This is a genomic window from Actinomycetospora sp. C-140 (assembly GCF_054796175.1).
The window spans coordinates 245,500-267,602 of record NZ_JBTWNF010000008.1; the positions used below are offsets into that span (position 1 = coordinate 245,500).

Genomic DNA, 22,103 nt, shown 5'->3' on the forward strand with positions numbered 1-22,103 from the left:
CGACAGCCCTACTTGAGCAGCGCGTCGACGAAGGCCCCGGGCTCGAACGGCGCGAGGTCGTCGGGGCCCTCGCCGAGCCCGACGAGCTTGACCGGCACGCCGAGCTCGCGCTGCACCTGGAACACGATGCCGCCCTTGGCCGTCCCGTCGAGCTTGGTGAGCACGACGCCGGTGACGTCGACGACCTCGCTGAAGACCCGGGCCTGGGTCAGCCCGTTCTGCCCGGTGGTGGCGTCGAGGACGAGGAGGACCTCGTCGACCTCGGCCTGGCGCTCGACGACCCGCTTGACCTTGCCGAGCTCGTCCATCAGCCCGGTCTTGGTGTGCAGCCGGCCTGCGGTGTCGAGCAGGACCGCGTCGACCCCGGCGTCGGTGCCGCGCTTCACGGCGTCGAACGCGACGCTCGCGGGGTCGGCGCCCTCCTTGCCGCGCACGGTCTCCGCGCCCGCGCGCTCACCCCAGGTCGAGAGCTGCTCGGCCGCGGCGGCCCGGAACGTGTCGGCGGCGCCGAGGAGCACCACGAAGCCGTCGGCGACGAGGACCCGGGCGAGCTTGCCGGTGGTCGTGGTCTTGCCGGTGCCGTTGACCCCGGCCACCAGCACCACCGCGGGCCGGCCGTCGTGCGACAGCGCCCGCACCGAGCGCTCCATCTGCGGCCCGAGCTCCTCGACCAGTACCTCGCGGAGCAGATCCCGCGCCTGCTCCGGGGTGCGGATCCCGCGCGACGCGATCCGCTCGCGGAGCTTGCCGACGACCTGCTGGGTCGTCGACGAGCCGAGGTCGGCCATGAGCAGCGTGTCCTCGACCTCCTCCCACGAGTCCTCGTCGAGGTCGCCGGCGCCGAGGAGACCGAGCAGGCCCTGGCCGAGTGTCGAGCGCGAGCGACCCAGCCGGCTGCGGAGACGCTCCAGACGGCCCTCGGTCGGCGCGATCTCCTCCGCCGGCGCGCCGGGCGCCGCGGGCGTGTCGGTCACCGTGGCGGGGGACTCCGTGGTGGCGGACTCCGGGGCGGCGGGGGTCGTGGCGGGGGTCGTGGTGTCGGGCTCGGCGACCGGTGCGGTGGTAGTGGTGTCGGCCGTCGTGTCGGTGGTGCTGCTCGTGCCGGCCGTCGTCGTGCCGGCCGTCGTCGTCTCGGCCGTCGTCGTCTCGGCCGTCGCGCTGGCGTCGGCGGCGGGCTCGCCCGCGGCCTCCGGCGGTGCCGTGGCCTGGGGGCCGGCGGCGACCTGGGGCTCGGCGGTCGTGCCCGGGCCCGCAGTGTCCGGCTCCGGCTCCGGCTCCGGCTCCGGCTCCGGCGTCGGCTCGGGAGTGGGCTCCGGCGCCGGTGTGGGTTCGGCGGGGGCGCTGGTCGGGGGCGCGTCGGCGGCTCCGGGCGGCGCGGTGCCCTGGGGCCCGGCGATCTCCGGGCGCTCCGCGGGGGTCTCGGGCTCCGGTCCCGGATCCGGGCGCCGGGGCGGCGCGGCCGTCGCACCGCCCGTGCCCGCGCTGAAGTTGAACCCGCCGCCGGCCTGGTAGGAGCCCTTCGCCGGCTTGGCCGGCTCCTCCGGCTCGGGCTCGGCGAGCGAGACCTGCCGGCGTCGGCGCAGGTAGAGCCCGACGCCCAGCACGATGAGCAGGACGACGATCACCGCGACCACGACGATCGTGGCGATCAGCCCGGTCGAGAGGGTGCCCGACCCGGCCGCCGCGAGCGGGGCGTCCGTGGCGGGGAGGTCGAGCGGGGAGGTCAGCAGGGAGCTCCGGGACACGGCGGCCAGTGTCCCAGCAGGGCGAGGCCCGGGCGCGCGGCCGGGGGCAGGCGCCGGACCTCGGAGATCAGGAGAGCGCCGTCCACCCGAGCAGGACGACCCCGGTGCATGACGCGCCCCTGATCACGCGCGCCGCCGGGGTGATCGCCGCGTCCCGGAGATCAGGAGAGCGCTGTCCACCCGAGGAGCACGACCCGCGTGCACCACGCGCCCCTGATCACGGCCAAGGGGCGCGGACCGGCGACGGACGTCAGGCCACGAGCAGGACGACCGCCAGGACGACGAGCGCCAGCGCCGCCGCGCCGCCCAGCGCCAGGAGCAGGGCGCAGAGGGAGAAGCCCGCGGTCCGCTGGCGGTCGGGGCCCAGCGAGCCGGCGAGGCGGGGCAGGGCGGGCGCGCGGTAGAAGACCTCGACGGTGTTGCCCGCGCAGACCGGGACCGCGTCGGCGACGTGTCCCCAGGAGCGACGGCCGGTGCGGCCGTGCTCGACCTCGATCTCCACGAGGTGGCGTCCGGCGGGCAGGTCGATCGGGGTCCGGCCCCAGGCGAAGCGCCAGGGCAGCCCGTCGACGCTCACCGCGACCTTCCGCGCGCCGAGGTACGGCGTGAGGCGGCAGTAGGAGCTGTCGATGACGAGGCGTCCGGCGTCCGGCTCGGCGAGCGCGGGCACCGCGGCGCGCTGCGGCACCACCGACCGCTGCCGGATCGCGGTCCGGGGCGGGCTGACGGTCAGCGCGACGAGGGGCCCGGACGGGGTCCCGGAGCCGACGCGGGCGTGCCGGCCGGTCGACCCGGCCGCGGCGTTCAGTGCGCTCGACGACGTCTCCACGGTGCGGACCGCGTCGCCCGGGGAGGCGTGGGACGGGGCGGCGTGGGCCGGTCCGTGTCGCACCGCCGTCATGTCTGCTCCCCCCGGTCCCTCGCAGCGCTCTGACCAGCACGGTAGAGCGGCCGCCAACGGCTCGGGAGGCCACGACAGCGTCGTCCTGGCCCCCCGATCCGGGCCGTCGTGATACTCAGCGCAACGTAGCAGTACGCAGAGTGATCACGTTGGGGTGGTCTCCGCGAAGGGTCCCGGCGCGTCGGCGCCCCGGAGGCGCTGCGATATGACAGCGGTGATGCCGTCGCCGCGCATGCTCACGCCGTAGAGGGCGTCGGCGATCTCCATCGTCGGCTTCTGGTGCGTGATGATGACGAGCTGCGAGCTGCGCCGCAGGTCGGCGAGCAGGCTGATGAGGCGCCGGAGGTTGGCGTCGTCGAGGGCGGCCTCGACCTCGTCGAGCACGTAGAACGGCGACGGGCGGGCCCGGAAGATCGCCACGAGCATCGCCACGGCCGTCAGGGACTTCTCCCCGCCCGAGAGCAGCGAGAGACGCTTGACCTTCTTGCCGGGCGGGCGGGCCTCGACCTCCACGCCGGTGGCCAGCAGGTCGTCGGGATCGGTGAGCACGAGCCGTCCGTCGCCGCCGGGGAAGAGCACCGGGAACACGGCCTCGAACTCGCGGGCCACGTCGGTGAACGCCGTCGCGAAGACCTCGAGGATCGTCGCGTCGACCTGCGAGACGACCTCGAGGAGGTCCTTGCGGCTGTTCTTCACGTCCTCGAGCTGGGTGGAGAGGAACCGGTAGCGCTCCTCGAGCGCGGCGTACTCCTCGAGCGCGAGGGGGTTGACCTTGCCGAGGGTCCCGAGCTCCTTCTCCGCCCGGGCGGCCCGGCGCTCCTGCGTGGCGCGGTCGTAGGCCTCGGGCGGCGGCATGACGACCTGCTCGCCACGCTCGCGGGCCGCCTCGACCTCGGCCACCTCGCCGGCCGGCGGCGGGATGCCGACGTCCGGGCCGTACTCGGTGACGAGGTCCTCCAGCCCGATGCCGAAGCGCTCGCCGATCCCCGCCTCCAACTGCTGGAGCCGGGTGCGCTGCTCGGCGCGCACGACCTCGTCGCGGTGCACCGTGTCGGTGAGCCGCTCCAGCGAGGCCTGGAGCTCGCGCTGCCGCTCCCGGGCGGTGTCGAGCTCGCCGGCCCGGGCCGTGCGCACCGCCGCCGCTGCGTCGCGGGCCTCGGCGGCACGGGCCAGGGAGCCCTCGAGTCGCGAGAGGGCGTCGCGACCGTGGCGGACCGCCTCCTCGGTGAGCGTCGCCGCCCGGGCCCGCTCCGCCGCGCGCTCCTCGGCGCGGGCACGCGCCTCGCGTTCGCCCTCGGCCCGGCGCCGCAGACCCTCGGCGCGCCCGGCGACCGCACGCAGCCGCTCCTCGGCGGTGCGCAGGGCGAGGCGGGCGTCGACCTCCGCGGCGCGCGCCGCGGTCAGGGCCGCCGACGCCTGGTCGCGGGCGGCGGCCTGCTCGTCGGTGTCGTCGCCCGCGGCGTCGTCGGCGGCCTGGTCCTGGGCCATGGCCAGGCGCTCGGTGAGGTCGTCGAGCTCGGCGCGGCGCTCGTCGCGGGTCTGCTCGACGGCGGCGCGGCGCGCCGTGAGCCGCTCGGCCTCGGCCTCGGCGCCCCGCACGGTCTCCCCGAGGCGCCCGAGCCGCCGGGCGGCCTCGGCACGGGCCGCGTCGTCGGCGGCCCGACGCGCGTCGGCGGCCCGGCGCGCCTCGGCGTCGGCCCGGCGGCGGTCGTCACGGACCTGGCGGGCGACCCCGACCTCGGCGCGGGCGGCGGACTCGGCCTCGCGCGCGGTCTCGAGGGCGGCGTCGGCCTCGCGGAGGTGCCGCTCGGCGGCGGCCAGCCGGTCGCCGGCCTCGTCGGCGGCGGCCTGCATCTCGAGGAAGCTCTGGTTGCCCGAGGGGCCCCCGGACGCCCAGTCGGCGCCGAGGAGGTCCCCGGCGCGGGTGACCGCCCGCAGGTGCGGGTGCTCGCCGACCACGGCGCGGGCGGCGTCGAGGTCGTCGACGACGACGACCCCGGCGAGCACCCGGGCCACCGCCCCTGCGAGGCCTGCGGGCGCCTGCACGAGGTCGGCGGCCCAGCGCGCGCCGGGCGGGGGCGCGTCCGGCGGCGCCTCGGCGTCGGCTCCCCCGCCCACCAGCAGCCCGGCGCGCCCGCCCTCGGAGGCGTGCAGCTCGGCCAGCGCGTCGGCGGCGTCGTCCGGGCCGCGGACGGCGACCGCGTCGGCCGCGGGGCCGAGCGCCGCGGTCACGGCGTCCTCGTCGCCCGGCGTGACCCGTACCAGGGCGGTGACCGAACCCAGGATCCCCGGCACGCGGTCGGTGGCCGCGAGCAGCGCGCCGGCGCCGTCGCGGCGCGTGAGCCCGAGGGCGAGGGCGTCGGTGCGCGCCTGCCAGTGCGCGCGGTCGCGCTCGGCGTCGCGGTGCGCGGCGCCCGCCGTGTCGACCGCGCTGCGGGCGGCCTCGTGGCGTTCGACGGCGGCGTCGAGGGCGGCCTCGGGGTCGATGTCGCCGTCGCCGGAGGCGTGCTCCTCCTCCGGTGCCGCCACCGCCGCGGCCTCGACCGGCCCGTTCTCCTCCTCCTCGGCCGCGAGCTCCTCGCGCGCGGTGGTGGCACGCTCGCGGGCCTCGGTGAGCGAGGCGTCGATCTGCTCGAGCTCCTCGGTCGACGACGCGAGCCGTCCGCGCAGCGTCTCGACCTGCCCGGCGAGGCGGGCCACGCCCTCGCGGCGGTCGGCCGCGGCGCGCGTCGCGGCCGCGAGACGCCGCTCGGCGGTGGTCAGCGCGTCCTCGGCCGCCTCCCGGGTCTCGGCGTGCCCCTCGAGCACGGCGCGGGCCTCGGCGACCTCGGTGTCCAGCGTGGCCTCGTGCCCTTCGGCCTCGTCGGCCTGCCGCAGGAGGTCTGCGGGGTCCGGGCCGGTGGGCGCCTCCTCGGGCGTCGCGACGTGGCGGTGCCGCTCGGCGGCGAGCGCGACGGTGCCCCGCAGGCGCTCCTGCAGGGCGGAGAGCCGGTACCAGCCCTCCTGGGCGCGGGTGTGCGCCGGCGTCGCGGCCTCGACCGCCGCCTCCAGCGACGTCACCTGCGCCCCGACCTCGGCCAGCGCGCGCTCGGTCTCGTCGCGGCGCCGCCGCGCCTCGTCCTCGTCGGCCTGCTCGCGGGAGATCGTCGACCGCAGCGTCACCAGGTCGTCGGCGGCGAGGCGCAGGCGGGCGTCCCGCAGGTCGGCCTGGATGGTCTGCGCCCGGCGGGCGATCTCGGCCTGGCGTCCGAGGGGCTTGAGCTGGCGCCGCAGCTCGCTGGTGAGGTCGGACAGGCGCGTGAGGTTGGCCTGCATCGCCTCGAGCTTGCGCAGCGCCTTCTCCTTGCGCTTGCGGTGCTTGAGGACCCCGGCGGCCTCCTCGATGAACGCCCGCCGCTCCTCGGGGCGCGACTGCAGGATCGTGTCGAGCTGGCCCTGGCCGACGAGGACGTGCAGCTCGCGGCCGATGCCCGAGTCGGAGAGCAGCTCCTGGACGTCGAGCAGCCGGCAGCTGCTGCCGTTGATCTCGTACTCGCCGGCGCCGGAGCGGAACACCCGCCGGGTGATGGACACCTCGGCGTACTCGATCGGCAGGGCGCCGTCGGCGTTGTCGATGGTCAGCGTGACCTCGGCCCGGCCCAGCGGGGCGCGCCCCGACGTGCCGGCGAAGATGACGTCCTCCATCTTGCCGCCGCGCAGCGCCTTGGCCCCCTGCTCGCCGAGCACCCAGCTGATGGCGTCGACGACGTTGGACTTGCCGGAGCCGTTGGGGCCGACCACGCAGGTGATGCCCGGCTCGAAGCGCAGCGTCGTCGACGACGCGAAGGACTTGAAGCCCTTCAGCGTGAGGCTCTTCAGGTGCACGCCCGGTCCTCCTCCCCCGCCCCGGGTGTCCCGAGACGCTACGCGAGACCCCCGACACGCCGGTTTCGGGCACGGGTCGGACCGTCAACCCGGCCCCATGGCTACAGCGACCCATTACCTCGAGGTCAACGCCCCGGCCGCGCAGTGCTACCAGTGGTGGCGGCCGCTGACCCACCTGCCGCAGATCCTCGACGACGTGCAGTCGGTCGAGCCGAAGAGCGGCCAGGCCGGCATCACGCACTGGGTGGTCGACGGCCCGCTCGGCAAGCCGGTGGAGTGGGACGCGAAGATCATCGACGAGGAGACCGACCGCAAGATCGCGTGGAAGTCGCTCGAAGAGAGCAACAACACCGTCGAGACCGGCGGCGCAGTGCGCTTCGACCCGCACGGCGACTCCACCGGCGTCGAGGTCAGCCTCCACGTGGAGACCCCCGGTGGGTCGGCAGGCGACGCGGTGGCGAAGCTCTTCGCCGACCCGCAGAAGAAGATCGAGAAGGCGCTCCAGGAGTTCAAGGGCCTCATGGAGTCCGCGCAGCGCAACTGATCGTGCGCCCCGTCGGGCCCCGCACCCTCCGCGGTGCGGGGCCCGACGTGTTCCCGGGGCCGCCACCACGGCCGTAACCTGACGACATGACCGAGCCGGAGGACCCGAGCGGCTGGACCGAGGACGGCGTGCCGACCTTCGAGCACGTCCGGGAGACCATCGAGCGCCGGGCGTCGACGGCGATGGGCGCCGAGGAGCTGGCGAACGAGAGCGCGGCGGGGCAGGCCCGCGCCGAGCGCGAGGCGAAGCACGACGCCGCCGCGCGGGACAAGCTCGAGGAGATCCGCCGCTCGGTCCGCGGCGACGGCTAGCTCGACGACCAGCTCGACGGCTAGCTCGACGACAGCCGCACCACGGCCGACGTGCGGTCGTGCACACCGAGGGCGGCGTAGGCGTTCTCGAGGTGCTTGCCCACGGTCCGGCGGCTGATGCCCAGCTCGTGGGCGATCGCCGCGTCGGTGGCGCCCCGGGCGACACGGGCGACCACCGCCAGCTCGCGGGTCGTCAGACGCCGCGGGGCCGGTCGGTGCGCGGCGCGCCAGAGCGCGTCGGCGAGGTGGGGGCGGACGAGCCGCAGGAGGGCGAGGTCGCGGTCGCCGAACTCGCGGTCGCCCCGACGCAGCGCGACGCACGCCTCGGCTCCCTCGCGGTGGATGACCAGCGTCGCGCGGTGTCCCGCTCCCGACGCCCCGCGCCGCGCCCACGCCAGCGGCCGGCCGTCGAAGCCGGTGGCCGCGAGGCTGTCGCCGCCGACCAGGGACGCGAGGCCCGGCCAGACGCCGCGGTCGAGGTCGGCGGCCGTGCGCACGGCGGCCGCCGCCGCGGCGAGGTCGAGCGCCACGGTGAGGGCACGGTCGGCGGTCAGGGGCACGCGCTCCTCCTCGGAGGACCAGCGGGTCACCGAGTGTCGACCTCCGCGGCCTCGCTGACCAGCGCCGACCGGACTGTTGTCACCCGGACGGTCTACGGAGTCCTCCGTATCGAACACGGAGGTCGCACGGGCCTTCACTGGAGCATTGCGATCCGCCTGACACCCCCGATACCGAGGAGGCCGCCGTGCCGCGCAAGATGCTGGACTGCCGCGAGGTCCCGAGCGAGGCGAACTGCTCGCTCACCCTGACCGGCGAGGAGGACGAGGTCCTCGACGCCGGTGCCGCCCACGCCGTGGCGGTGCACGGGCACACCGACGGTACGGAGCTGCGCGACGGGCTCCGCGCGGCCCTGCGCGACGCACCCCAGGCGACGGGACCGGGCTCGTTCGTCCAGATCATCGAGTTCCGCACGCAGGCCTACGACGAGATGGACGCGCTCATCGACGGCTGGGTGTCCGAGATCGGCGCGGACCGCACGGCGCAGTGGATGGTCATGAGCCGCGACCGCGACCGCGCCGACACCTACCTCGAGGTCGTCGAGTTCCCCAGCCCCGACGCCGCCCAGAAGAACTCCGACAGCCCCGTGACCAGCGCCTTCGCCGGCAAGATGACGGCCCTCTGCGACGGCCCGATCACCTTCCGGAACCTCGACGTCATCCGCGCCGAGACGCCGTAGTCCGTATGTGAGCGAACTTCGGGGCTATGGCCCCGAAGTTCGCTCACGTAGGGCGGTCACGGGTGGCGGCGGCGCGGGCGGGGCTGGCAGGTCGGGCACCAGTACGACGAGCGGTTCATGAACGGGGCCCGCCGCACCGGCGTCCCGCACCGGGGGCACGGGCGGTCCTCCTGCCCGTACACCGCCAGCGCCCGATCGAAGTAGCCCGCGTCGCCGTTGACGTCGACGTAGAGCGCGTCGAACGACGTGCCGCCGGCCGCCAGCGCCTCGCCCATGACCTCGGCCGCCGCCGCCAGCAGCCGCCGGCCCTCGGGGCGGGTCAGCGTCGCGGTCGGGCGCTCGTAGTGCAGCTTCGCGCGCCACAGCGACTCGTCGGCGTAGATGTTGCCGATGCCCGAGACCAGCGTCTGGTCCAACAGTGCGCGCTTCACACCGGTGCGGCGCCGGCGCAGACCACCGACCGCGGCCTCCGCGTCGAACGCGGGATCCATCGGGTCGCGCCCGATGTGCGCCACGGGCACCGGCAACGCGTCGGGGCCGGTCACGTCGACGACCGTCAGCCCGCCGAACGTGCGTTGGTCGACGAACCGCAGCTCGGGTCCCCTATCGGCGTGCTCGTCTGATTCGTCGAACCGGATCCGGATGCGCAGGTGGAGCTCGTCGAGCCGCTCGGCGGGCTGGACGAGCAGCTGCCCGCTCATGCCGAGGTGCGCGAGCAGGGCGGCCTCGGGCGCGTCCTCGCCCAGCTCGGCCCACAGGTACTTGCCGCGCCGGCGCATCGCCCGCAGCACCTGGCCGGACAGGCGCTCCCCGAGCTCGGCGGCGCCACCGGGCTGTCGGCGCACCGACCGCGGGTGCAGGACCTCGACCGACTTCACCCGCCGGCCGACGACGTGGTCGGCGAGCCCCCGCCGGACGACCTCGACCTCGGGGAGCTCAGGCACTACCCGAGGGTCCGGCTCCGGTGCGCTGCGCCTCCTGGCCCGCGGCCGAGCCGTCCGAGCCGTCGAGGTACTGGTACGCCGAGCGCGCGGCCTTCTGCTCGGCCTCCTTCTTGGTGCGCCCCACCCCGGTGCCGCGTTCCTCGCCCGCGACGACGACGGTCGCCGTGAACTCCTTGAGGTGGTCCGGGCCCTCCTCCTCCATCCGGTACTCGGGCACGCCGAGGTCGGAGGCGGCCGTGAGCTCCTGGAGGCTGGTCTTCCAGTCGAGCCCGGCGCCGAGGAGCGGCGCGGTGCGCAGCAGCTCGCCGAAGAGGCGCTCGACGAGCGAGCGCGAGGTCTCGATGCCGTGCTGCAGGTGCACCGCGCCGAGCACGGCCTCGACGGCGTCGCCGAGGATGCTCGGCTTGTCGCGCCCGCCGGTGAGCTCCTCGCCGCGCCCCAGGTGCAGGCGTTCGCCGAGGCCGAGCTCGCGGGCGACGCCGGCGAGGGCGTGCATGTTGACGACGCTCGCGCGCAGCTTCGCGAGCTGCCCCTCGGGCAGGTCGGGGTGCTCGCGGTAGAGCCGCTCGGTGACGATGATGCCCAGCACCGCGTCGCCCAGGAACTCCAGGCGCTCGTTGGTGGGCAGCCCGCCGTGCTCGTACGCGTAGGAGCGGTGGGTGAGGGCGAGCTCGACCAGCTCGGGGTCGAGATCGACCTGCAGGACGTCCCCGAGCGTCGGCTCGGTGGGGGACTCGGCCTGCTCCTGGGCCTGCTGGGCGCTCGTCGCCGTCATGCCACCGTCACGTCCGGACGGGGCGTCAGGCCGGGGTGACGGCCCGGCGGCCGGCGTACTGGCCGCAGTGCGGGCAGGCGACGTGCGGCGGCTTCGGCTTCGCGCAGGCCTTGTTCTGGCACGCCACCAGCTGCGGCACGGACGCCTTCCACTGCGAGCGGCGGGCGTGGGTGTTCGCGCGCGACATCCGGCGCTTCGGGACGGCCACGGTGTTTCCTTCTCCCTAGTTCTCGGTGCGGCCGGTGCCGCCGTACTTCTCCTGCAGCGCGGCCCAGCGAGGATCGATTGTCTCACGAGCCTCCCCGGCCGGGACGAAGGCCCATGCCTCGGGGTCGGGGGACTCCGGACCCGGGCAGTCCTCGCGGCACAGCGGGGTCACCGGGAGCTCCAGCAGCACCGCGTCCCGCACGGCCGGCTCGAGGTCGATGCGCTCGTCGACGATGCGGCTGACCTCGTCCTCCTCGGCCGTCTCGTCGGTGACCGAGTCGGGGTAGGCGTAGAGCTCGGTGAGGTCGACGTCGACGTGGTCGGTGAACGGCTCGAGGCACCGGGAGCACTCGCCGGTGACGTCCGCCTCGACGGTGCCGGACGCCAGCACGCCCTCCATCACGGACTCCAGGCGCAGGTCGAGGTGGATCGGCGCCCCGACGGGCACGCCGACCATCTCGAGGCCGAAGCCCTCGGGCGCGGGCACGTCGCGGCGCAGCGCCTTCATCTGGCCGGGACGGCGCAGGAGCTCGCGCGCGACGTCGACCACCCACGGGCTGGTGGCGTCGACCTGGGACTCGGGGTTCTTCTTCTCGCTCATCTCGCCGCTCGGTGACGGGGTGCGGCCGCAGAGCACGGCCCGACGGGCCAGTCTACGCGAGCAGGATCAGGCGCCGAGCCGCTCGCTCAGTCGCTCGCCCCAGCGCGGCCGGCGCCCCTCGCGGCCCTCGTCGCGCGGGTCGGGCTCGTCGTCCTCCCGCGATCGCGGCGGCCCGGCCGCGGACGGCCCGGCGGGCGCGCTCATCCGCAGCTGGTGGCGGTGGCGCCCGACGGTGTCGAGCACGGACTCGAGGGTCTCGGAGAAGTCGGCGAGCGTGCCGTCGACGTAGTGGTCGCACTCGGCCCGGCGCCGCTCGGCCTCGTCGGTGGCGGCGTCGACGATGCGCTCGGCCTCGGTGTGGGCGGCGCGGGTGACCTCGTGGGCCTCGACGAGGCGGGCCTGCTCGGTGCGCCCGTCGGCGACGGAGCGCTCGTAGTGCTGGCGTCCGGCCTCGACCATCCGCTCGGACTCGGCCTCGGCGCGCTCGGTGAGCTCGGCGTACTCGCGGCGGCCGCGCCCCACGGTGCGCTCGGCCTCGTGCTCGGCCTCGGCGATCATCTGCTGGGCCTGCTCGCGGGCCTCGGCCAGGAGGCGGTCGGCCTCGGCCTGCGCGTCGGCGCGGGCCTTCTCGGCCTCGTCGGTGGCGTCGGCGACCAGCTTGTCGCGGTGGTCGAGGACGTCCTGGGCGTCGTCCAGCTCGCCGGGGATGGCCTCACGAACGTCGTCGAGCAGCTCGAGCACGTCGCCGCGCGGGACGACGCAGCTGGTCGTCATCGGCAGCCCGCGGGCCTCCTCGCAGAGGGTCACGAGCTCGTCGAGCGCCTCGAACACGCGGTACACGCCGATCAGTGTGCCGCCGCGGCGCGCGGGCCCCGCGGATTGCGCGTCCCCGTCGGCGTGTCGGGGGCGACCGACCCGCGTCTCCGGACTCAGCCGATGCGGGCCATCAGGCGCCGGTGGACCTCCGGGTGCAGGAACGCGCTGACGTCGCCGCCCCCGCGGGCGACCTCCTTGACCAGCGAGCTGGACACGAAGGAGTACCGCGGGTCGGTGATCAGGAAGGTCGAGTCGACGCCGGTCTGGTGGCGGTTCATCTGCGCCATGGGCTCCTCGAACCCGTAGTCGACGGCCGTGCGCAGACCCTTGACCAGCGTCGCGGCGCCGATCGAGGCGCAGTAGTCCACGACGAGGCCGGAGAAGGCGTCGGTGCGGACGTTGTCGACGCCCTCGAGCGCGGTGGCCAGCAGCTCGCGGCGCTCGTCGACGGTGAACAGGCCCTGCTTGTTCGGGTTGACGGCCACGGCGACGACCACCTCGTCGAACAGCGCGGCCGCCCGCGTCACGACGTCGACGTGCCCGAGCGTGACGGGGTCGAACGAGCCGGGGCAGACCGCGATCGCCATGGCGCCTGATCATTCCAGAGCGGGACCATCACGGGCGTGGACGCCGACCTCCTGCGCTCCGACCTCGCCGCGCTCTACCCGCAGTTCGGGCTGCGGGTGGCCCACGCGGGCACGGTGCTCGTCGCGCCCACCGACGAGGAGCTGCTGGAGCTCGCCGAGATCGTCGGTGAGCCCGGCGGGATCGTCGAGCCGGGACGCGAGGGCGAGCTGCTGGGGTGGCCGTCCGACACGGGTGCCGACGCGGCCCGGCGGTTCGTCGAATGGGCCTGGCGGCTGCGCGAGGCGCCCACGGCGGCGCGCTGGCGGGCACCGCTCGCGGTCCTCGACGGCGGCCGCGCGCTCGGGCTGGCGGTCCTGGCCCACGAGCTCGACGACCCGGCGGGCACCGTCCGCACGTCGTCCTGGCTCGCCCGCGCCGACCAGGGACGCGGCATCGGGCGGCGCGTCCGTCTGATGCTGCTCGAGCTGGCGTTCGGCCACCTCCACGCGACCCGCGCGGTGACCGGCGCCGCCGAGGGCAACGCCGCCTCCCGCCGCGTGACGGCCCGTTGCGGCTACCGGGAGACCCACCGGGAGACCGGCGCCGACGGCGTCGTCGAGGTGCATGCGGCGATCACCCCCGCGGCGTGGCGGAAGCGCCGCCTGACCGACGTCGACGTCGAGGGCGTCGACGCGTTCCTGGCGGCGCTGGAGCAGGGCGGCTGAGGCTGTTCGAGCAATGCGGCTTTCCTGGCGTGTGACGCCAGGATCGCCACAGCCTCGCGGCGCGACACGCCGGCGCGCAGCCTGCCCCGTGTCGCCCACCGATCCGACGCGGTCGGACGCGCCGACGCGCGGCAGGAGGCGGGTCGGGAGCGGCTGACCGGAGCCGTTTCCCGGCCGAGCCCGGGCGGCCATCCTCCTGCGATCCCGCGAAGGAGGCCCCATGGCCACAGGAGAAGCCCGGCGCCGCAACGGCGGCCACGTCCGGAACGCCGCGGAGGGCGGAGCCCGACGCCGCGCCGGGGACGGCGAGGAGGGCGGCTCCCGGCGCCGAGCCGAGGACGGCGGGGAGACGCCCCGCGCCCGACGCTCCCCCGAGCAGCGCGCCACGGCGCAGCGCGGCGGCGAGGCCGCCTCGCGCCCGGACGTCTACCTCGACGTTCCGAAGCTCGAGGTCGACCACATCGGGCTGAAGGTCGAGGACCTGCGGGCGAAGGTCTCCCTGCAGGCCGAGGTGCTCGATCTGCTCAAGCTCAACGTCGGTGTCGACGCCCAGCTGGGCTCCGTGGAGCTGGAGATCGACGGCGTCTCGGCCGAGGCGACGCTGAAGGTCCGCCTCGACGAGGTCGCGGCGATCATCGACCGGGTCCTGACCACCATCGACCGCAACCCCGCGATCCTCGAGACGATCGCGCGGACCGCGCAGGACGCCGTCCGCGAGGTCGGGTCGGGCGTCGGCGAGGCGGTCGGCGAGGTCGGGAGCGCGGCCGGTTCCGCGGTGGAGGAGCTCGGCGGACACGCCGGGTCGGCGGTCGGCGAGCTCGGCAGCTCCGTCGGTGAGGCTGCCGGCGACGCCGTCGGCAGCGTCGGCGAAGCCGCGTCGGACGTCGCCGACGAGGTGGGCAGCGCGGCGAGCGACGTGACCGCTGACGTCGCCGGGACGGCGGACGACACGGCGTCCGCAGTGGGCTCGGCGGTGGCGTCGACCGGCACCGCGTCCGAGCCGGTCGACGAGTCGGACGGGTCCGGCGGCGCGTCGGGGAACGGGGCACCGCAGGGCGCCCGCCGGCGGCGGTCCCCCCGCAAGGCCTCCGGGGCTGACGAGGGCGCTGGCGACTCCACCGGCGGCTCCAGCGGCGACTCCAGCGGCGACTCCGCGCCGAAGAGCGCCTCGCGCCGCGGCTCGTCCACCCGCCCCCGGCCGGCGCGGCGGGCGACCGGGTGAACGACGACCGCACGCCCGACGTCGAGGTCCGCGCCGCGGTGCGGGCCCGCCGCGTGCGCTTCCACGCCGAACCGCGGGTCCACATCGACGCCACCCGTCACGGGAGCCGGCGGACGAACCTCCCCGACGAGGTGGCGGCCCACGTGACCTACGAGGACATCCGGGTCGACGCGGCGATCCTGTCCTGGCTCGAGGCGACCGACGACCCGTCGGAGAACGCCGATCGGCCCGGCGGCCGCTGACCCACCGGCCGCCGGGAGGGATCAGCCGCGCGATCCGGCCTTCGTCCGCCGCCCGCGCCGCCGCGGCTTCTCCGACGGGCCGGCCTCCGCGGCCCCGCGGTCCGTGGGCTCGACGTCCTCGGCGTCGTCGTCCTCGGCGTCCTCGGCGTCGTCGTCCTCGACGTCCTCGGCGTCCTCGGCGTCCTCGGCGTCGTCGTCCTCGACGTCGTCCTCGAGCTCGCCCTCGAGCTCGTCGTCCTCAACCTCGTCATCGAGCTCGTCGTCCTCGAACTCCTCGTCCTCGAGTTCCTCGTCCTCGACCTCGTCCGCGACCTCGTCCGCGAGCTCGTCGTCCGCGAGTTCGTCGTCCGCGACCTCGTTCCGGGGCTCGTCGTCGCGCTCCTCGTCCACGAACTCGTCGTCGAGCGCGTCGTCGAGCTCGTCGGCGGGCGGCGCGCCCGCACCCGCGTCGCGGCCTCGCGGCGGCTCGCTCTCGGTCGTGATGTCGATCCGCACGGTGCGGCCACCGATGACGATCGTCCCGTGAAGGTCGATGGACTCGAGGCCGAGCGGTTCGGTCATGGCTGCTGGTCCTTCCCGGGGCATCCGGACGCCGGCGTCCGGTCGGTGCGCGGTCCGGGTCGGGTGATCGTCCCGCCGCGTGGGAGCCCGACATTCCCTGGTCACGGCCGTTCGACGCCGCGGATCCCGACCTCGGGGCGAAGTGGCTCCGACCGGCCCATCCGGTGCGCCCCACCAGCGCACCGTGATCCGCCCACCGTCACGCCTGCGTCCGTCCGTCCGCCGCGTGGCCCCGTCGCGGCCGGCGCGGACGCCGTCCGCGATCAGGTGAGGACGACGAGGACGGAGGCCCACCACACCGCGCAGGACCCGCCCCACACCGTCCACGCCGCGAACGCCCAGCCGTGGCCGCCGCCGCGACGGGCCAGGACGAGCCCGGTGATCGCCAGCGCCGCGCCGAGGGCGACGGACGCGGGCGACACGACGAGGTCCAGCCACCAGGCCGTCACCGAGCAGTCCGGGGAGCCCGACCCCCACGCCCAGCCGTGGCGCGTGCAGTCGTCGGCCATCAGCAGACCCACGATCATCGCGAGCAGCGCGCCGACGCCGCCGAGCCCGAGGATCACGCCGAGCGCGGTGATCGAGTGCGCCCGGACGGCCCGCTCGCGGCGGTCCGCGCGCACGACCTGGTACGGGGGCTGCCACCGCGGGGTGGGCTGGACGGTCACGGTGCTCGGACGCTCGGCGCACCCCGGGATGTTCCGCCCCCGGGCGACGCGACGGCGGCAAGATCCGGAGTTGTGGAGCGATCGTTCCGCTGAGCGGAGCGTTCGCTCCACAACCGAGGATCTTGCTTCGCCAGAGTCCCGCCCCGGCGTGTCGCCGCGGCGAGCATGTGGCGATCCTGGCGTCACACGCCAGGAAAGCCGCATCGCTCGAACACCCGGCCGCCCGGACGTCAGGCGGCGGTCGCCAGGTACACGGTCGTCTCGCCGTAGGTCCGCGGTTCCTCGGGCTCGAGGCCGTCGGGCCACACCGGGGCCGGGGAGCGCGTGTCGCGCTCGAGGACCACGACACCCCCGCTCCGCAGCCAGCGGGGCAGGCGCGCCAGGACGTCGTCGACGGGGTCGCCGTAGGGCGGGTCGACGAAGACCAGGTCGACGGGGCCCGGGGTCTTCTTCAGGAAGGCCTCGACGGCGCTGCGGCGCACCATCGCGCCGTGGACGCCCGCGACGCCGATGTTGCTCTGGATCACCCCGCACGCCCGCGGGTCGCGCTCCACGAGGATCGCCGTCGACGCCCCCCGCGAGAGCGCCTCGATGCCGAGCGCCCCGGAGCCGGCGAAGAGGTCGAGCACCTCCGCGTCCTCGATCGCCCCGCGCGCCTCGAGGGCCGAGAACACCGCCTCGCGCACCCGGTCGGAGGTCGGGCGCGTGCCCGTCGGCGGCACCGCGATGGTCCGGCCACCGGCGGCGCCGCCGATGATCCGGGTCATCAGCTCAGCACCACGACCAGGTCGCCGCCCTCGACCTGCTGCACCGACCCGATGGCGACCCGCTCGACCGTCCCGGCCTTCGGCGCGGTGATCGAGGCCTCCATCTTCATGGCCTCGATCGTGGCGACGGTCGCCCCCGCCTCGACCCGGTCACCCTCGCCGACCTGCAGCGTCACGACACCGGCGAACGGCGCCGGGACGTGGTCGGCGTTGCTGCGGTCGGCCTTCTCGGCGGCCTTGACGTCGGTGTCGACGGCCCGGTCGCGCACCTGCAGCGGGCGCAGCTGGCCGTTGAGCGACATCAGCACCGTGCGCATGCCGCGCTCGTCGGGCTCGGAGATCGCCTCCAGCTCGATGAGCAGCTGGACGCCGGTGTCGATGTCGACGGCGTACTCCCGCTCGGACTCCAGCCCGTAGAAGAACTCCTGGCTGCGCAGCACCGAGGTGTCGCCGTAGGCGTGGCGGTGCTCGCGGAAGTCCTTGGTCGGCCCGGGGAAGAGCAGGTCGTTCAGCGTCGAGGCACGGTCGGACTCGAGGCCCTTGCGGTCGTCGTCGGAGAGCTCGGCGAGGCCCGGACGCTCGGTGCGGCCCTCCAGGGCCCGCGAGCGCAGCGGCTCGGGCCAGCCACCGGGCGGGTCGCCCAGCTCGCCGCGCAGGAAGCCGATCACCGAGTCGGGGATGTCGAACTTCGAGGGCTCCGCCTCGAACGCCGCCGGGTCGACGCCGGCGCCGACGAAGTGCAGGGCGAGGTCGCCGACGACCTTCGACGACGGCGTCACCTTCACCAGGTGCCCGAGCATCCGGTCGGCCGCGGCGTAGGCGTCCTCGACCTGCTCGAACCGGTCGCCGAGCCCGAGCGCGACGGCCTGCTGGCGCAGGTTCGACAGCTGCCCGCCCGGGATCTCGTGGGTGTAGACGCGCCCGGTCGGCGACGCGAGGCCGGCCTCGAACGGCGCGTAGACCTTGCGCACCAGCTCCCAGTACGGCTCGAGCGCATTGACCGCGTCGAGCGAGAGCCCCGTCGGGCGGTCGCTGTGGTCCGTGGCCGCCACGAGCGCGGACAGAGAGGGCTGCGAGGTCGTCCCGGCCATCGAGGCGACGGCCGCGTCGACGGCGTCCACCCCGGCGTCGATCGCGGCGGTCAGCGTCGCGAGCTGGCCGCCCGCGGTGTCGTGGGTGTGCAGGTGCACCGGCAGGTCGAAGCGCTCCCGCAGGGCGGTGACGAGCGTGCGCGCGGCCGGCGGGCGCAGCAGGCCGGCCATGTCCTTGATCGCGAGCACGTGCGCCCCGGCTTCGACGATCTGCTCGGCGAGGCGCAGGTAGTAGTCGAGGGTGTAGAGGTCCTCGGCCGGGTTCATCAGGTCGCTCGTGTAGCAGAGGGCGACCTCGGCGACGGCGCCGCCGGAGGCCCGCACCGCGTCGATCGCCGGGCGCATCTGACCGACGTCGTTGAGGGCGTCGAAGATCCGGAAGATGTCGATGCCGACGCGGGCGGCCTCGGCGACGAACGCGTCGGTCACCTCGGTCGGGTAGGGCGTGTAGCCGACGGTGTTGCGCCCGCGCAGCAGCATCTGCAGGCACAGGTTCGGCGCGGCCTCGCGCAGGCGGGCCAGGCGCTCCCAGGGGTCCTCGGCGAGGAAGCGCAGGGCGACGTCGTACGTCGCGCCGCCCCAGCACTCGAGCGAGAGCAGCTCCGGCGTGGTGCGGGCGACGGACGGGGCGACGTCGAGCAGGTCGCGGGTGCGCACGCGCGTGGCCAGCAGCGACTGGTGCGCGTCGCGGAACGTCGTGTCGGTGACCGGCACCGTCGTCTGCGCCCGCAGCCACGACGCGAAGCCCTCCGGACCGAGCTCCGCGAGGCGCTGGCGCGACCCGTCCGGCGGCGCGACCGACAGGTCCGCGGCGGGCAGCTTGGCCCGCGGGTCAGCGAGCCGCGGCGGCTCCCCGTAGGGCTTGTTGACGGTGACGTCGGCGAGGTAGGTCATGAGGCGCGTGCCGCGGTCGGCGGGCGCGCGGGCGGCGAGCAGCTCGGGGTGCTCGGCGATGAAGCTCGTCGTGACCCGGCCCTCGCGGAAGTCCGGCTCGTCGAGCAGGGCCATGAGGAACGGGATGTTCGTGGCGACGCCGCGCACGCGGAACTCGGCCAGCGCCCGGCGGGCCCGCCGGACCGCGGTCGTGAAGTCGCGCCCGCGGCAGGTGACCTTGACCAGCAGCGAGTCGAAGTGCGCGCTGATCTCCGCGCCGGCGTAGGCCGTGCCGCCGTCGAGCCGCACGCCCGAACCCGACGCCGAGCGGTAGGCCGAGATCATCCCGATGTCGGGGCGGAACTCGTTGGCCGGATCCTCGGTGGTGATGCGGCACTGCACCGCGAACCCGTGCAGGGCGACCGAGTCCTGCGAGAGCTCGAGGTCGACGAGGGTCTCCCCTGACGCGATGCGCATCTGGGCGGCGACGAGGTCGACGTCGGCGACCTCCTCGGTGACCGTGTGCTCCACCTGGATGCGCGGGTTCATCTCGATGAAGTGGTGGTTGCCGTCGCCGTCGAGCAGGAACTCGACGGTGCCGGCGTTCACGTAGCCGATCGCCTCGGCGAACTTGACGGCGTCCGCGCAGATCCGCTCGCGCGTCTCGCTCGAGAGATGGGGCGCGGGGGCGATCTCGACGACCTTCTGGTGACGCCGCTGCACCGAGCAGTCGCGCTCGAAGAGGTGCATGACGTGGCCGTCACCGTCGGCGAGGATCTGCACCTCGATGTGGCGGGGGTCGACGACGGCCTGCTCGAGGATCACGGTCGGGTCGCCGAACGCGCTGGACGCCTCGTTCATCGCGGCCTGGAGGGCGTCGCGCATCCCGCCGTGCTCCTGCACCAGGCGCATGCCGCGCCCGCCACCGCCCGCGACGGCCTTGACGAACACCGGGTACGTCATGGACCCGGCGGCCGCGAGCAGCGTCTCGAGGTCGTCGGAGGGGTCGCTGGAGTCCAGCACCGGGACGCCGGCGTCGCGCGCCGCGGCCACGGCGCGGTGCTTGTTTCCCGCCATCGCCAGCACACGCGGCGGCGGGCCGATGAAGGTGATGCCGGCCTCCTGGCACGCCGTGGCGAGCCCGGGGTTCTCCGAGAGGAAGCCGTAGCCGGGGTAGACGGCGTCCGCTCCGGAGCGCTGCGCGGCCGCGACGATCTCCTCGATCGACAGGTAGGCGCGGACGGGGTGGCCGACCTCGCCGATCTGGTAGGCCTCGTCGGCCTTGAGCCGGTGCTCGGAGTTGCGGTCCTCGTGCGGGAACACGGCCACGGTGGCCGCCCCCAGCTCGTAGGCGGCCCGGAAGGCCCGGATCGCGATCTCGCCACGGTTGGCGACGAGCACCTTGCGGAACATCGATCGACACCCTCCTACCGGCACCACCCGGGACACGGGCCGGCGCAACCTACCGTGCTGATCGTTCTGGCCGGGAGACGCAGCGCAGCGGAGCTCGACCATCGACGCGGCACCGTCACGACAGGCGACGCGTGCCATGACTGTGCGGTATCAAGGGAGAGGACGCACCTGCCCAGGAGGACACCGTGGACCGACCGAAGCGTTCCGCCGCCCCCTGGTTGTTCGGTGTCGCGATCCTGCTGGCCCTGCTCTCGCCCGTGGTGTTCCTGGCGGTCTGGGTCGGGGCGGGCGACCTCGAGGGCCTCGGCGCCGCGCTGCTGGCCGCGGTCGCCGACCTCGTCGCGGCGGCCATCGCCGCGATCGTCGCCACGGTGATCGCCCTGCGCCGCGGCATCACCCGGGTGCGCACGGTCGTGCACGGCCACCCGCAGGGCCGGATGGGCCGCCTCGACGAGCACGACACGGCCCGCTGGCACCTCGCGAAGAAGCGGTTCGCCACGCTCCAGGCCGAGTACGCCGCGTTCGAGGCGGACCGGATGGCCGTGGCCGCCCGCCCGGCGCTCGCGGACGTGACGGTGCCGGCCACCGCCCGATTCGTGCAGGCGCTCTCCGACGCCGAGTTCCTCGCCACCGACACCGAGCCGAGCGGCCCCCGGCGCGCCGAGTTCTCTGCGGCGGTCGACCGGGCCGCCGCCGCGTGGAAGGACGCCCAGCGCGTCGCCGAGGGGCTCGCCCAGGCCCGCCGCGAGGGCTACCCGGGCGACGCCGCCGCGGCGCGCGAGACCCGCGCCGTCGATCCCGCGCCGCCGCGTGTCGCGACGCCGGGCTCGGAGTACACCCAGGCCGCCGAGGCCGTCCGCCGCGCCGCCGCCCGCGGTGCCCGCGACCTGCGCGACCGCCTCCGCGCCTGACCCCACGTTTCGCAGCGAAAGGGCGGTTCGCTGCTTCTACGCGCGCGAAGTCCCCGTTGATCACCCACGAACGGCGGCGGCGAACTCCGCCGGCCGTTCCACCAGCACGTAGTGCTCCGCGCCCGGGACCACGACGACGCGACGGCCGGGCGCGAGCGGCGTGACCGTCGCGGCCGCGAGATCGGGCGCTCCCCCGGTGACGACGAGCACCGGCATCGCGAGCGGGCGCGGATCGGCGCGGTTGTCGAGGGCGTCGCGGTCGAGCGCCCGGTACCGGCCCATCGCCGCGTCGAGGCGTCCCGGTGGCGCGTAGGCGGCGACCGCCTCGTCGAGGGGGAAGGCCGGCGTGCCGGTGAAGTCGGCGAGGAACGCCCGCACGCGGCCGCGCTGTGCGGCCTCCACGGCGCCCGGCGGCGCGTGGCCGAAGGCCGCCAGATGCGGCGGACCGAGCTCGGCGAGCCCGAACCCCGGGACACCGCCACCGGAGAGCACGAGGCGCGCGACCTGCTCCGGACGCTGCCGGGCCCAGGCCACGGCCGTCATCGCGCCGAGGTCGTGGCCGACGACGGTCGCGGGCGGCAGGCGCAGCGCGACGGCGAGCTCGGTCAGGTCGGCGGCGAGGTCCCGGGTCGCGTAGGCGTCGCTCCCGGGCGGCGCGAACCCCGAGCAGCCCGCCCCGCGCAGGTCGGGGACGACGACCCGGTGGTCCCGCGCGAGGTCGGCGGCGACGGGTCGCCACGTCGCGGCGGTCTCCGGGAAGCCGTGCAGCAGCACCACGACCGGCGCGCCGGGCGGGCCGGCGAGCGTGACGTGCAGGGCCGTCCCGGACGTGGGCACGGTCACGGTCTGCCCGACCGGCACCGCCGGCGGGCACCGGTCGGCCCCCGGCGTGGCGCACCCGGCCGCGAGAACGAGCAGGACGGTCGAGAGCACTGCGCCGAACGGGCGCCTCACCACGCCGACGGGGGTCCGTCGGTGCCGTCCGGCGGTCCGTGACACCCCCCGAGGATGCCGGTCACCGTACGAGACCGACCGATCACCCCACTGTCGATGTTTGGCGGTAACGCCGTGGGGCACCCGGTGCGTAGCTCAGGCTTGGTGAGTGGGAGCTGGGGAGC

At 75.4% G+C, this 22,103-nt stretch carries 22 protein-coding genes; 7 read left to right on the forward strand and 15 right to left on the reverse strand.

Going from position 1 to position 22,103, the window contains the following annotated elements; all coding sequences use genetic code 11:
* Positions 1-8: 8 nt before the first annotated feature.
* The 3 genes from ftsY to smc form a co-directional block, all read right to left on the reverse strand.
* Entirely contained in the window at positions 9-1,745 is a 1,737-nt protein-coding gene (ftsY, locus tag ACR9E3_RS15800) for a signal recognition particle-docking protein FtsY (protein WP_460381232.1), read from the reverse strand.
* Between the two features lie 250 nt (positions 1,746-1,995).
* Positions 1,996-2,646, reverse strand: a complete 651-nt coding sequence (locus ACR9E3_RS15805; protein WP_460381233.1) for a hypothetical protein — start codon at positions 2,644-2,646, stop codon at positions 1,996-1,998.
* A 144-nt stretch (positions 2,647-2,790) separates the two neighbouring features.
* Positions 2,791-6,510, reverse strand: a complete 3,720-nt coding sequence (gene smc / locus ACR9E3_RS15810; protein ID WP_460381234.1) for a chromosome segregation protein SMC — start codon at positions 6,508-6,510, stop codon at positions 2,791-2,793.
* A 97-nt stretch (positions 6,511-6,607) separates the two neighbouring features.
* Here smc and ACR9E3_RS15815 point away from each other — a divergent pair, with 97 nt between their 5' ends.
* Both ACR9E3_RS15815 and ACR9E3_RS15820 read left to right on the forward strand, forming a co-directional pair.
* Positions 6,608-7,054 carry an SRPBCC family protein gene (locus ACR9E3_RS15815; RefSeq protein WP_460381235.1) on the forward strand — a complete coding sequence of 149 codons (447 nt, stop codon included), beginning with the start codon at positions 6,608-6,610 and terminating at the stop codon, positions 7,052-7,054.
* Between the two features lie 86 nt (positions 7,055-7,140).
* Positions 7,141-7,365: a hypothetical protein gene (locus ACR9E3_RS15820; RefSeq protein WP_460381236.1), complete on the forward strand. Its 225-nt coding sequence runs from the start codon at positions 7,141-7,143 to the stop codon at positions 7,363-7,365.
* Between the two features lie 20 nt (positions 7,366-7,385).
* Here the strand turns inward: ACR9E3_RS15820 and ACR9E3_RS15825 are convergent, their stop codons facing one another.
* Positions 7,386-7,955, reverse strand: a complete 570-nt coding sequence (locus ACR9E3_RS15825; RefSeq protein ID WP_460381237.1) for a helix-turn-helix transcriptional regulator — start codon at positions 7,953-7,955, stop codon at positions 7,386-7,388.
* A 155-nt stretch (positions 7,956-8,110) separates the two neighbouring features.
* Here ACR9E3_RS15825 and ACR9E3_RS15830 point away from each other — a divergent pair, with 155 nt between their 5' ends.
* Entirely contained in the window at positions 8,111-8,602 is a 492-nt protein-coding gene (locus ACR9E3_RS15830) for a DUF1059 domain-containing protein (protein ID WP_460381238.1), read from the forward strand.
* A gap of 56 nt (positions 8,603-8,658) precedes the next feature.
* Here ACR9E3_RS15830 and mutM read toward each other — a convergent pair whose 3' ends face one another.
* From mutM to coaD, 6 genes are all read right to left on the reverse strand, one after another.
* Entirely contained in the window at positions 8,659-9,546 is an 888-nt protein-coding gene (gene mutM / locus ACR9E3_RS15835) for a bifunctional DNA-formamidopyrimidine glycosylase/DNA-(apurinic or apyrimidinic site) lyase (protein WP_460381239.1), read from the reverse strand.
* Entirely contained in the window at positions 9,539-10,321 is a 783-nt protein-coding gene (gene rnc, locus ACR9E3_RS15840; RefSeq protein ID WP_460381240.1) for a ribonuclease III, read from the reverse strand. Before rnc ends, mutM begins: the two co-directional genes overlap by 8 nt.
* Before the next feature lie 25 nt (positions 10,322-10,346).
* On the reverse strand, positions 10,347-10,529 hold the full coding sequence (rpmF, locus tag ACR9E3_RS15845; protein ID WP_285649338.1) for a 50S ribosomal protein L32: 183 nt from the start codon (positions 10,527-10,529) through the stop codon (positions 10,347-10,349).
* Between the two features lie 15 nt (positions 10,530-10,544).
* Positions 10,545-11,129: a YceD family protein gene (locus ACR9E3_RS15850; RefSeq protein WP_460381241.1), complete on the reverse strand. Its 585-nt coding sequence runs from the start codon at positions 11,127-11,129 to the stop codon at positions 10,545-10,547.
* Between the two features lie 66 nt (positions 11,130-11,195).
* On the reverse strand, positions 11,196-11,969 hold the full coding sequence (locus tag ACR9E3_RS15855; RefSeq protein WP_460381242.1) for an ATP synthase F0 subunit B: 774 nt from the start codon (positions 11,967-11,969) through the stop codon (positions 11,196-11,198).
* Between the two features lie 89 nt (positions 11,970-12,058).
* The gene (gene coaD, locus ACR9E3_RS15860; protein WP_460381243.1) at positions 12,059-12,532 is read right to left on the reverse strand and encodes a pantetheine-phosphate adenylyltransferase; all 474 of its coding nucleotides are present in this window, start codon (positions 12,530-12,532) and stop codon (positions 12,059-12,061) included.
* Between the two features lie 36 nt (positions 12,533-12,568).
* Between coaD and ACR9E3_RS15865 the strand changes: the two genes are divergently transcribed.
* The 3 genes from ACR9E3_RS15865 (at position 12,569) to ACR9E3_RS15875 (ending at position 14,701) form a co-directional block, all read left to right on the forward strand.
* Positions 12,569-13,237 carry a GNAT family N-acetyltransferase gene (locus ACR9E3_RS15865; RefSeq protein WP_460381244.1) on the forward strand — a complete coding sequence of 223 codons (669 nt, stop codon included), beginning with the start codon at positions 12,569-12,571 and terminating at the stop codon, positions 13,235-13,237.
* 220 nt (positions 13,238-13,457) lie between these two features.
* Positions 13,458-14,459, forward strand: a complete 1,002-nt coding sequence (locus tag ACR9E3_RS15870) for a hypothetical protein (protein WP_460381245.1) — start codon at positions 13,458-13,460, stop codon at positions 14,457-14,459.
* Positions 14,456-14,701 carry a hypothetical protein gene (locus tag ACR9E3_RS15875; RefSeq protein WP_460381246.1) on the forward strand — a complete coding sequence of 82 codons (246 nt, stop codon included), beginning with the start codon at positions 14,456-14,458 and terminating at the stop codon, positions 14,699-14,701. The genes ACR9E3_RS15870 and ACR9E3_RS15875 overlap by 4 nt, the downstream gene beginning before the upstream one ends.
* 21 nt (positions 14,702-14,722) lie before the next feature.
* Here ACR9E3_RS15875 and ACR9E3_RS15880 read toward each other — a convergent pair whose 3' ends face one another.
* The 4 genes from ACR9E3_RS15880 to ACR9E3_RS15895 form a co-directional block, all read right to left on the reverse strand.
* Positions 14,723-15,262 carry a hypothetical protein gene (locus ACR9E3_RS15880; RefSeq protein WP_460381247.1) on the reverse strand — a complete coding sequence of 180 codons (540 nt, stop codon included), beginning with the start codon at positions 15,260-15,262 and terminating at the stop codon, positions 14,723-14,725.
* Positions 15,263-15,525: 263 nt separating this feature from the next.
* Positions 15,526-15,930 carry a hypothetical protein gene (locus ACR9E3_RS15885; RefSeq protein ID WP_460381248.1) on the reverse strand — a complete coding sequence of 135 codons (405 nt, stop codon included), beginning with the start codon at positions 15,928-15,930 and terminating at the stop codon, positions 15,526-15,528.
* Between the two features lie 230 nt (positions 15,931-16,160).
* Positions 16,161-16,697: a 16S rRNA (guanine(966)-N(2))-methyltransferase RsmD gene (gene rsmD, locus ACR9E3_RS15890; protein WP_460381249.1), complete on the reverse strand. Its 537-nt coding sequence runs from the start codon at positions 16,695-16,697 to the stop codon at positions 16,161-16,163.
* Positions 16,697-20,074 carry a pyruvate carboxylase gene (locus tag ACR9E3_RS15895; protein WP_460381250.1) on the reverse strand — a complete coding sequence of 1,126 codons (3,378 nt, stop codon included), beginning with the start codon at positions 20,072-20,074 and terminating at the stop codon, positions 16,697-16,699. Before ACR9E3_RS15895 ends, rsmD begins: the two co-directional genes overlap by 1 nt.
* A gap of 185 nt (positions 20,075-20,259) precedes the next feature.
* Here ACR9E3_RS15895 and ACR9E3_RS15900 point away from each other — a divergent pair, with 185 nt between their 5' ends.
* Entirely contained in the window at positions 20,260-20,985 is a 726-nt protein-coding gene (locus ACR9E3_RS15900; RefSeq protein WP_460381251.1) for a hypothetical protein, read from the forward strand.
* Between the two features lie 60 nt (positions 20,986-21,045).
* Here the strand turns inward: ACR9E3_RS15900 and ACR9E3_RS15905 are convergent, their stop codons facing one another.
* The gene (locus tag ACR9E3_RS15905; protein ID WP_460381252.1) at positions 21,046-21,942 is read right to left on the reverse strand and encodes an alpha/beta fold hydrolase; all 897 of its coding nucleotides are present in this window, start codon (positions 21,940-21,942) and stop codon (positions 21,046-21,048) included.
* Between the last annotated feature and the right edge of the window lie 161 nt (positions 21,943-22,103).